This window comes from Streptomyces sp. NPDC057638, from assembly GCF_042800315.1.
In the GTDB taxonomy this organism is placed as follows: domain Bacteria; phylum Actinomycetota; class Actinomycetes; order Streptomycetales; family Streptomycetaceae; genus Streptomyces.
The window spans coordinates 23356-31907 of sequence record NZ_JBHVHF010000061.1 but is presented as its reverse complement, the minus strand read 5'-3'; the positions used below and the strand labels follow the sequence as shown (position 1 = coordinate 31907).

Annotated in this window: 8 protein-coding genes and 1 pseudogene; 4 read left to right on the top strand and 5 right to left on the bottom strand. The window is 71.7% G+C overall.

Going from position 1 to position 8552, the window contains the following annotated elements:
* Both ACFVIM_RS11925 and rarD read left to right on the top strand, forming a co-directional pair.
* Window positions 1-144, top strand: a pseudogene (locus ACFVIM_RS11925) (2-oxoacid:ferredoxin oxidoreductase subunit beta); the annotation flags it as partial.
* A gap of 386 nt (window positions 145-530) precedes the next feature.
* Window positions 531-1562 carry an EamA family transporter RarD gene (gene rarD, locus ACFVIM_RS11920; protein WP_384300555.1) on the top strand — a complete coding sequence of 344 codons (1032 nt, stop codon included), beginning with the start codon at window positions 531-533 and terminating at the stop codon, window positions 1560-1562.
* Between the two features lie 32 nt (window positions 1563-1594).
* On the opposite strand, the gene ACFVIM_RS11915 is transcribed toward rarD, so the two are convergent.
* The 3 genes from ACFVIM_RS11915 to ACFVIM_RS11905 form a co-directional block, all read right to left on the bottom strand.
* A complete protein-coding gene (locus ACFVIM_RS11915) occupies window positions 1595-1891 on the bottom strand; it encodes a hypothetical protein (protein ID WP_384300554.1) in 297 nt (98 codons plus the stop codon).
* Window positions 1892-2018: 127 nt separating this feature from the next.
* A complete protein-coding gene (locus ACFVIM_RS11910) occupies window positions 2019-2900 on the bottom strand; it encodes an SDR family oxidoreductase (RefSeq protein WP_384300553.1) in 882 nt (293 codons plus the stop codon).
* Between the two features lie 170 nt (window positions 2901-3070).
* Window positions 3071-4738 carry a flavin-containing monooxygenase gene (locus tag ACFVIM_RS11905; protein WP_384300552.1) on the bottom strand — a complete coding sequence of 556 codons (1668 nt, stop codon included), beginning with the start codon at window positions 4736-4738 and terminating at the stop codon, window positions 3071-3073.
* A 136-nt stretch (window positions 4739-4874) separates the two neighbouring features.
* Between ACFVIM_RS11905 and ACFVIM_RS11900 the strand changes: the two genes are divergently transcribed.
* Complete coding sequence (locus ACFVIM_RS11900; protein ID WP_384300551.1) at window positions 4875-5516, top strand: MerR family transcriptional regulator; 642 nt, start codon at window positions 4875-4877, stop codon at window positions 5514-5516.
* 99 nt (window positions 5517-5615) lie between these two features.
* Here ACFVIM_RS11900 and ACFVIM_RS11895 read toward each other — a convergent pair whose 3' ends face one another.
* A complete protein-coding gene (locus ACFVIM_RS11895; protein ID WP_384300550.1) occupies window positions 5616-6407 on the bottom strand; it encodes an exodeoxyribonuclease III in 792 nt (263 codons plus the stop codon).
* Between the two features lie 62 nt (window positions 6408-6469).
* Here ACFVIM_RS11895 and ACFVIM_RS11890 point away from each other — a divergent pair, with 62 nt between their 5' ends.
* Window positions 6470-6958, top strand: coding sequence for a GNAT family N-acetyltransferase (locus ACFVIM_RS11890; protein ID WP_384300549.1), 489 nt, complete (start codon window positions 6470-6472; stop codon window positions 6956-6958).
* Between the two features lie 247 nt (window positions 6959-7205).
* Here ACFVIM_RS11890 and ACFVIM_RS11885 read toward each other — a convergent pair whose 3' ends face one another.
* Window positions 7206-8444 (bottom strand): helix-turn-helix domain-containing protein, encoded by a 1239-nt coding sequence (locus tag ACFVIM_RS11885; RefSeq protein ID WP_384300548.1) that lies wholly within the window; start codon window positions 8442-8444, stop codon window positions 7206-7208.
* Window positions 8445-8552 lie beyond the last annotated feature (108 nt).

The window sequence follows — 8552 nt, the reverse complement described above, 5'->3', positions numbered from 1 at the left end:
CCCATCGGCATCCTCCGCAACATCCAACGCCCCGTCTACGACACCCAGATGGCCGACCAACTCGACACCGCCATCGAACAGAACGGCAAGGGCGATCTGGCCACACTGCTGGCGGGCAACGACACCTGGACCGTGGTGGGTTAGGGCGTGCTCAACTGACCGACCCGGACGAAGCGGCGACGTCAGCCAGGCCGCCGCACGGCCCGGCGGGCCCGGAGCTGAGGCGCGCCGGACCCCGGGCCACCGCCCACGGTCGGCGTGACCTGTGCGCCGGGGCGACGGCCCGGCGCACAGGCGGACAGGGCCGCACCGCGGCCCCGCCCATACCGTCCGCTCGGGGGCGCCCTCTCCACCATGGAGGGGGCGCCCCCGTGGCGTTTCCGAACCGCCCGGTACCCCCTTGTCCATCCGGAGGGCCGGGCCGCCCCACCCCTCCCATGGTCATGACCGTATTCCGATACACACATGACGCGCCGCCTCGCCGACGCGTACCTTTCGGTCAGGTGCGGTCGTGTGGAACGGGAGGGCCAGTGAAGCCGGAGAACGAGCAGCGGACAGGGCTGCTATACGGAATCGCCGCCTACGGCATGTGGGGCATCGTGCCCCTCTTCTGGCCTCTGCTCGAACCCGCCTCCGCGACGGAGATCCTGGCCCACCGGATGACGTGGTCCCTGGTGGTCGTCGGCGCCGCGCTGCTGGTCCTGCGGCGCGGCGCCTGGATACGTGACCTGCTCCACGACCCCCGAAGACTCGGGCTGATCACCATCGCCGCCACCGTCATCACCGTGAACTGGGGCGTCTACATCTGGTCCGTCAACAACGACCGGGTGGTCGAGGCGTCCCTCGGCTACTTCATCAATCCCCTGGTCACCATCGCCATCGGCGTCCTGGTCCTGAAGGAGCGGCTCCGCCCGGCCCAGTGGGCGGCGGTGGCCACCGGTTGCGCCGCCGTGCTCGTCCTGGCCATCGGCTACGGCCAGCCACCGTGGATCGCCCTGACCCTGGCCTTCTCGTTCGCCACCTACGGGCTGGTGAAGAAGAAGGTCAACATCGGCGGTCTGGAGTCCCTGGCCGCCGAGACCGCCGTCCTCTTCCTCCCCGCGCTGGGCTATCTGATCTGGCTGGGCGCCCGCGGCGAGTCCACCTTCGGTACGGAGGGGCTGGGCCATGCCTCCCTGCTCGCCGTGACGGGCCTGGTCACCGCGGTGCCGCTGGTGGCCTTCGGGGCGGCGGCGATACGGGTGCCCCTGTCGACACTGGGGCTGCTCCAGTATCTGGCGCCGGTCTTCCAGTTCCTGCTCGGAGTGATCTACTTCCGCGAGGAGATGCCCGCCGAGCGCTGGGCCGGGTTCGCCCTGGTGTGGCTGGCGCTGTCCATGCTGGCCTGGGACGCGCTGCGTACAGCACGCCGTTCGCGGGCCCGCGCGGCCGCACCGACCGTGCCGACCCTGCCCGCCCCGGCGCCCACCGCCGTGGCGGTCAGCGCAGAGCCGGTGACCGGCGGGGACGACGGAGCGGCGGCGCCCGTCCCCTCCGCTGTCACCTCACCCCCGCGTTCCTAGGTCGCGTCCGGCCTGGGGCTGTGGCCGGACCGTCACAGCTGGTAGTCCTGGTTGTACTTGTCCTCGGCCGCCTGCATCGCCTCGCGCGTGCCCTTGCTGACCTCACTGGCCTTGGGCGGTTTGGGCTTCGCGGAGCGCTGGGCACCCGCCTTGGCCGACCGCGCCCCCTTCGCGGAACCGCCCGCGGCGCGCGCGGACCTGGCCGGTTTCTCCGGCGTCGGAGCCGAGGAGCGCGAGGAGGTCTCAGGGGTCTCGGGGGTCTCCTTGGCCCGCTGGGCGCGTTCCTCCAGCTGGCGTGCCTTCTCCTGGAACTGGTCCCTGATGCCCATGAGACTCACTCCTCGTGCGTGGTGCGGGCGCCCCCACCCACGACGAATGGAGCCACCGCTGGTCGGTGCCCGGCACCCTCCCGGGCACCGCCCAGCCTGGCACGCGGCCCCAGGAGCCGCACGTCGATCAGCCGCGGCGGGCCCTGGCCGCCTCGTCCGCCGCCCCGCCCGCGCCGACGAGACCCGTGTCGACCTCGGCGAGCCGGGGCGAGACCCGCCGTACCTCCCGCTGCCCGACGAGCGCGACGAGCGACGGCAGATACCCGCGTACGGGCTGTATGCCGCGCAGCCAGCGCTGTCCGTACACATGCGCGGAGCGCCGCTCGATGCCCGTGACCAGACGGTCGACGGCGGGCCCGAGGGGATAGGTGCGGTTGGACGGCCAGGGCAGCCGCTGACGCAGCTCGCGCATGACGTCGTCGCGGTCGGCGCCACGCACCATGTCGGTGTCGGTCCAGGAGAGATAGGCGACGCCGACCCGTACGCCCCGGTGGCCGACCTCGGCCCGCAGGCTGTGCGCGAACGCCTCGACACCCGCCTTGGAGGCGCAGTAGGCGGTCATCATCGGCGCGGGGGTGAGCGCGGCCAGGGAGGCGATCTGGAGGAAGTACCCCCGGCTCGCCATCAGCACCGGGAGGAAGGCCTGGCCGGTGATCGCGCTGCCGATCAGGTTCACCTCGATCACCCGGCGCCAGGCGGCGGGGTCGACGTCCTGGAAGGGCCCGCCCGCCGCGACCCCGGCGTTGGCGACGACGATGTCGACCTTGCCGAAGCGCTCCTTGACCTGGTCCGCGACCCCGGTCATGGCCTCGTGGTCGGTGACATCGGCCTCCCACCAGTCACTGTCGGTGTAGAGGCGGGAGGAGACCCGCTTCAGCTCCTCCGGCTCCAGGCCGACCAGGGCGACCCGGGCGCCGCGCGCGGAGAGCTTGCGGGCGAGCGCCTCACCCACCCCGCGCGCCGCGCCGGTGACCACGGCGACCTGACCGTCCAGACTCACCCGGTGCATACGGTGATCTCCATACCCTTCATCGACTGTGTGGACCGCGATCGACTGTGTGGACCGCGCGGATCCCGCTGACTCGTTCAGGGGAACCGATCGGGGGGGCTCATCAGGGAAGCGGGGGACCGATCGGGGGAACCGATCGGGGGACGTACCCGGGGATCCAGTCCACTCGTTCAGCGGACCGTCCCGGTCGCCGACGGCGCGGCCACCCCCGTCACGGACCCGGCGGCCGACCCGGCCCCCCGGCCCCCGGCCGGTCCCGCCGTACGGCGCCCGCCGACACCGGACCCGGCCTCCTCCGGCTCCCTCGCGGACGCCCGTACGACGTCGTACTCCGCGAGATCCACCGCCCGCGTCACACGACGGAACTCACCGGTCGTCCCCGGCCAGACGGTGGTGTTGCGCCCGGCGGCGTCCAGGTACCAGCTGGTGCAGCCGCCGGTGTTCCAGACCGTCCGCCGCATCCGCTCCTGGAGTCCGCGGTTCCATTCCGTCACGGCCTCCTCGCGCGGTACCAGGGCGGTCCGGCCGCCGAGCACGGTGAGCTGGCGCAGATAGTCGGCCATGTAGTTCAGCTGGGATTCGATCATCAGGATCATGGAGGAGTTCCCGAGCCCGGTGTTGGGGCCGATGATCGACATCCAGTTGGGGAAGCCAGCGGCGGTGGCGCCGCGCAGTGAACGCATTCCGTCCTTCCAGCTCTCGGCGAGGGTGATCCCGTCCGCCCCGACGACCCGCTCGGCGATCGGCAGCTCGGTGACGTGGAACCCCGTACCGAAGACGATCACATCCGCCTCGCACTCCCGCCCGTCGGCGGCGACCAGGGTGGAGCCGCGCACCTCGGCGAGCCCGGAGGTGATCACCTCCACATTGGGCTGGGCGATTGCCGGATAGTAGTCGCTGGAGAGCAGGATCCGCTTGCAGCCGATGCGGTACGAGGGGGTCAGCGCGGCCCGCAGCGCGGGGTCCTTGATCGAACGGGCGAGGTTGGCCTTGGCCACTCCCTCGATCAGCGCCAGCTCGCCCGGCCGCTTGGTGAAGGCGGAGACCTGGAGTTCACGGATGCCCCAGAGCAGACCCCGGCGGGCGGTCTGGCTGATCGGCAGGGCGCGGTGGAGCCAGCGTTCGGCGGCGGTGATCCGGCGGTCCATGCGGGGCATCACCCAGGGCGGTGTCCGCTGGAAGAGGGTGAGCTGACCGACGGCCGGCTGGAGCTGGGGGACGATCTGTATGGCGGAGGCACCCGTACCGATCATGGCCACACGCTTGCCGCGCAGATCGTGTTCGTGGTTCCAGCGGGCGGTGTGGAAGACCTCGCCCGGGAAGCCGTCAAGCCCGCCGCGACCGCTGTGATCGCCGCGACCACTGTGACCGCCGTGACCCTTGAGACCGGGCACATCGGGGATCCTGGGCTCGGAGAGCGGTCCGGTCGCGGAGATGACGACATCGGCGGTGAGGGTGCCCGCGCTGGTCTCGATGGTCCAGCGCAGTTCGTCGTTGTCCCAGGTCATCATCCGCACCTCGTGGTGGAAGCGGAGATGGGGACGGAGCCGGAAGGTGTCGGCGACATGCTCCAGATAGGCGCGGATATGCCGCTGCCCGGAGAAGGTGCGGGGCCAGTCGGGGTTGGGCGCGAAGGAGAAGGAGTACAGGTGTGACGGGACGTCACAGGCGCATCCGGGATAGCTGTTGTCCCGCCAGGTGCCGCCCACGGAGCCGGCCCGCTCCAGGACGACGAAGTCGGTTATGCCCTCTCGGCGGAGCCGGACGGCCGCGCCGAGACCGCCGAAGCCCGAGCCGATCACCGCCACCCTTACGTGTTCGCGTTCTCGCCGGTCCATGGCCGCCCTCCCGCTCACCACACCGAATCGCGCCAGCAATCACTGGCACAGTTGGGAGAGTAGGACAGCGAACATACCGAGCGGTAGGGGCAGGACCCGCCAACTTGCCTTCCAGAAAGACAACTAGGCTTCACGTGTGGCAGGAGAACGTGAGTACCGGATGGGGGAGCTGGCCGAGCTCGCGGGCATCACCGTCCGGACCCTGCGCTTCTACCGCGAGCGCGGACTCCTCCCGCCCCCGCGCCGCGAGGGCCGCATCGCCTGGTACGACGACCACCACCTGGCCCGGCTGCGCACCATCGCCGCCCTGCTGGAACGCGGGCACACCCTCAACGGGATCGCGGACCTGGCGACCGCCTTCGAGAGCGGGCGCGATGTCGGGGAGGTGCTGGGCCTGGGCGAACCGACCGAGGAGACCCCCGTCCGCCTCACCCCCGAGGAACTCGCCGACCGCTTCGACGGCGAGGTCACCCCGGAGAATCTGGCCACCGCGCTGGAGCTGGGCTATCTGGCCACCGACGGGGACGAGATCGTCCATATGAGCCGCCGTCTGCTGGACGTCTCGGCCGCCCTGGTCCGCGAGGGCATCCCCCTCGCCGCGGTCCTGGAGTCCGGCCGCCGCGTCCGCGCCCACGCGGACGCCCTGGCGGACCTGTTCGTGGAGATGGTCCGGAAACACACCCCCGACGCCGATCTGGACCGGCTGCGCCCCCTGGCCAAGAACGTGGTGGAGGCGGAACTCTCCATGGCCCTGGACCGCCGTCTGCGCGAGTCCTGACCGGCCCCGGGGCTCCCCTTCAGAGGTCGCAGACCACCGGCAGAGGTCGTGTACCACTGTCAGAGGTCGCAGACCACCGTCAGAGGTCGCAGACCACCGTCAGAGGTCGTACACCACCGTCACCGGCGCGTGATCGCTCCACCGCTCCTCATGCGTCGCCGCCCGCTCCACGTACCCCTTGACGGCACGCTCCGCCAGCCCGGCGCTCGCCACCTGGAGGTCGATCCGCCACCCGGTGTCGTTGTCGAAGGCCCGCCCCCGGTAGGACCACCAGCTGTAGGGCCCCTCCTGCTCCGGGTGGAGCGCCCGGATGACGTCCTCGTACTCCTCGAAGACCTCGGAGAGCCAGGCGCGCTCCTCCGGCAGGAACCCGGAGTTCTTCCTGTTGCCGCGCCAGTTCTTGAGGTCGGCCTCCTGGTGGGCGATGTTCCAGTCGCCGCAGACGACGACCTCCCGGCCCTCCTCGGCGGCGCGCTTCCTCAGCTCGCGCAGATACGGCAGGAACTCCGCCATGAAGCGGTACTTCTCGTCCTGGCGCTCGGTGCCCACCTCGCCGGAGGGCAGATAGAGGCTGGCGACGGTGACCCCGGGGAGATCGGCCTCCACATAGCGCCCGCCGCCGTCGAACTCCGCCGACCCGAACCCGATCCGCACCGCGTCGGGCTCACGCCGGGTGTACAGGGAGACACCCGCGCGCCCCTTGGCCAGCGCGGGCGCGTGCGTCACATACCAGCCCTCGGGCGCACCGGCCGCCTCGGGGAGCTGCCCGGGCTCCGCCCGTACCTCCTGGAGACAGACCACATCGGCGTCGGTCGCGGCGAGCCACTCCACGAAGCCCTTCTTCGCGGCGGCGCGCAGACCATTGACATTGACGCTGGTGACGGTGAACATCCCGGCACCTTACCCAGGCCGCCCCCCGAACACAGAACTCGCATAGCAGTACGATTCACCGCATGCGTATACAGGCCCTCCCTTATGACCACCCCGACGCGGTCGCCCTCGACGCAGCCGTCCAGCTGGAGTACACCGACCGCTACGGCGATGACGACGGCGACGCCACCCCGCTGGACCCGTCGATGTTCGCCCCGCCGCACGGCCTCTACCTGGTGGCGTACGACGAGGAGGGCCAGCCGGTCGCCACGGGCGGCTGGCGCTCCCATGACGGCAGCGGCGACGAGGGCTACCAGAGCGGCGACGCCGAGCTCAAGCGCATGTATGTCATCCCCTCCCACCGGGGCCGCGGGCTCGCCCGCCGCCTCCTCACCCTGTTGGAGGAGGACGCCCGCACCGCGGGCCGCCTGCGCATGGTCCTGGAGACCGGCGACCAGCAGCCCGAGGCCATCGCCCTCTACACCTCCTGCGGCTACGCCCCCGCCCCCCGGAAATTCGGCTACTACCGCGCCTACGAGTCCAGCCGCTGCTTCATCAAGCCCCTGCCCTGATCCGCCGCCCGACGGCCCACGATCAGCGACCGCCGCCGCGCGTCACCGCCGTACGCGAGCCAGCGGCCCGGCTGGTGATCACCAACCGGGCCGCTGATCTCTGCGGGGTGCCTCACCAGCGGCACCGACCAGGCGGGGCGGAGGCGGCCGAGCACCGCTCCCCGGCCGCCCGAGGACCGCATTCCGCTGATACGGCGGCCCCTCCGGGGGAACACCCGTCCCGGTCGGCCGCCGCGAGCCGCACGGCCTACGGCGTACCGGGCTTCGCCGCGCCCTCCGCGCACTCGGCCACCGCTCGCCACACCTCGGCGGCGAGCTCGGGCATCCGGGTGCCCTGCACCTCGGCGGCCAGTTCCTTCAGCCGGGTCACCGCGCCCATGTCGCCGGGGCGGGCGGAGAGCTTCTCCTGCAGGACCCGGAAGCGGATCCGGTCGCGGTACGTGAAGAGCTGGAGTCCCGGCTCGGCCGCCGCCACGAGCTCGGCGGCGCGGGCCGCGTCACCGAGCTGGAAGGCCAGCTGGGCCCGGAGGAAGAGGAACTCCTGGCGGTGGCGCGGCGGTCCGGCGAAGTCCAGGACCGGTTCGACGGCCGACAGCAGCCCCTCCGCCTCGTCCAGCCGCGGCGGCAGGCCCTGGAGGCAGAGCGAGGCCGCGCCGAGCCGCAGGCGCATCCAGAGGGTGATGTCCTCCCGGCTGTCCAGGGAGTCGATCGCCCTGGCCAGGTACTGGCGCGCACCCTCGTCGTTGCCCTGGCGGGTGCTCACCGTCGCCGCCGTCCAGTACGCCTCGGCGGCCAGGGTCCCGCGCTCGGACGGCAGCGCGGACAGGACGTCGAGGCTCAGCCGCATCGCCTCGGCGACATTGCCGACCTCGGCCTCCGCGGAGACCATGAGCAGCCGGCTGCGGAGCAGATCGGCGGTGGGCAGCCGGACGCGGTGGCGCTCGCCCAGCTGCAGGGCCTCGCAGACCGTGCGCCGGGCCAGCTCCATGTCGCCGCGGTTGCGGGCACACCGGGCCACCCGCTGTTTCGTGTACACCTGGAGTGCGGGGCGTTCCAGCTCCTCGCTGAGCGCGCTCAGTTCGCCGAGAACCTCGAACTCCTCGGCGAACTCACCGAGCAGGGCGTGCAGCTGGGCGAGCAGGGCGAGCGCCTGCCAGCGGGTCGAGGGGGCGGCGTCCTTGGCCCGGTCGAGCATCTCGGCCAGGAAGTCGCGCATCTCCGCGTCCCGCTCGCTGTCCGGCCGGGACGCCAGGGTGGCGACCACGTCCGCGAGTTCGTCCTCCGTACGCTCGGCGAACGTCTCCAGGGGAACGCCGAGGCGTTCGGCGAGGTAGTCGACGGCGCGCTGGGTGGGGACCCGGGCACCCGACTCCAGCCGTGAGAGGTACGCGGCGGACATACCGGGTCCGGTCAGCTCCGCCTGGGTCCTGCCCTGCTGCAGCCTCAGCTGGCGCAGGCGCCGTCCAAAGCCAGGTTGCTCGAGCATGCGACCACCGTCTTCGAGGGATTCGTCCGATGCCCCGCACCAAGCATCGAGGGGGCTGCTGTAGCCCCCCTCGTCACATTGTGGCAAAGATTGACCGACGCTGGCAAC

Excerpts from the sequence above, each read along its gene's own strand:
- ACFVIM_RS11915 (WP_384300554.1), bottom strand. The coding sequence starts at position 1,891 with ATGGGCATCAGGGACCAGTTCCAGGAGAAGGCACGCCAGCTGGAGGAA.
- ACFVIM_RS11910 (WP_384300553.1), bottom strand. The coding sequence starts at position 2,900 with ATGCACCGGGTGAGTCTGGACGGTCAGGTCGCCGTGGTCACCGGCGCG.
- ACFVIM_RS11905 (WP_384300552.1), bottom strand. The coding sequence starts at position 4,738 with ATGGACCGGCGAGAACGCGAACACGTAAGGGTGGCGGTGATCGGCTCG.
- ACFVIM_RS11895 (WP_384300550.1), bottom strand. The coding sequence starts at position 6,407 with ATGTTCACCGTCACCAGCGTCAATGTCAATGGTCTGCGCGCCGCCGCG.
- ACFVIM_RS11890 (WP_384300549.1), top strand. The coding sequence starts at position 6,470 with ATGCGTATACAGGCCCTCCCTTATGACCACCCCGACGCGGTCGCCCTC.
- ACFVIM_RS11885 (WP_384300548.1), bottom strand. The coding sequence starts at position 8,444 with ATGCTCGAGCAACCTGGCTTTGGACGGCGCCTGCGCCAGCTGAGGCTG.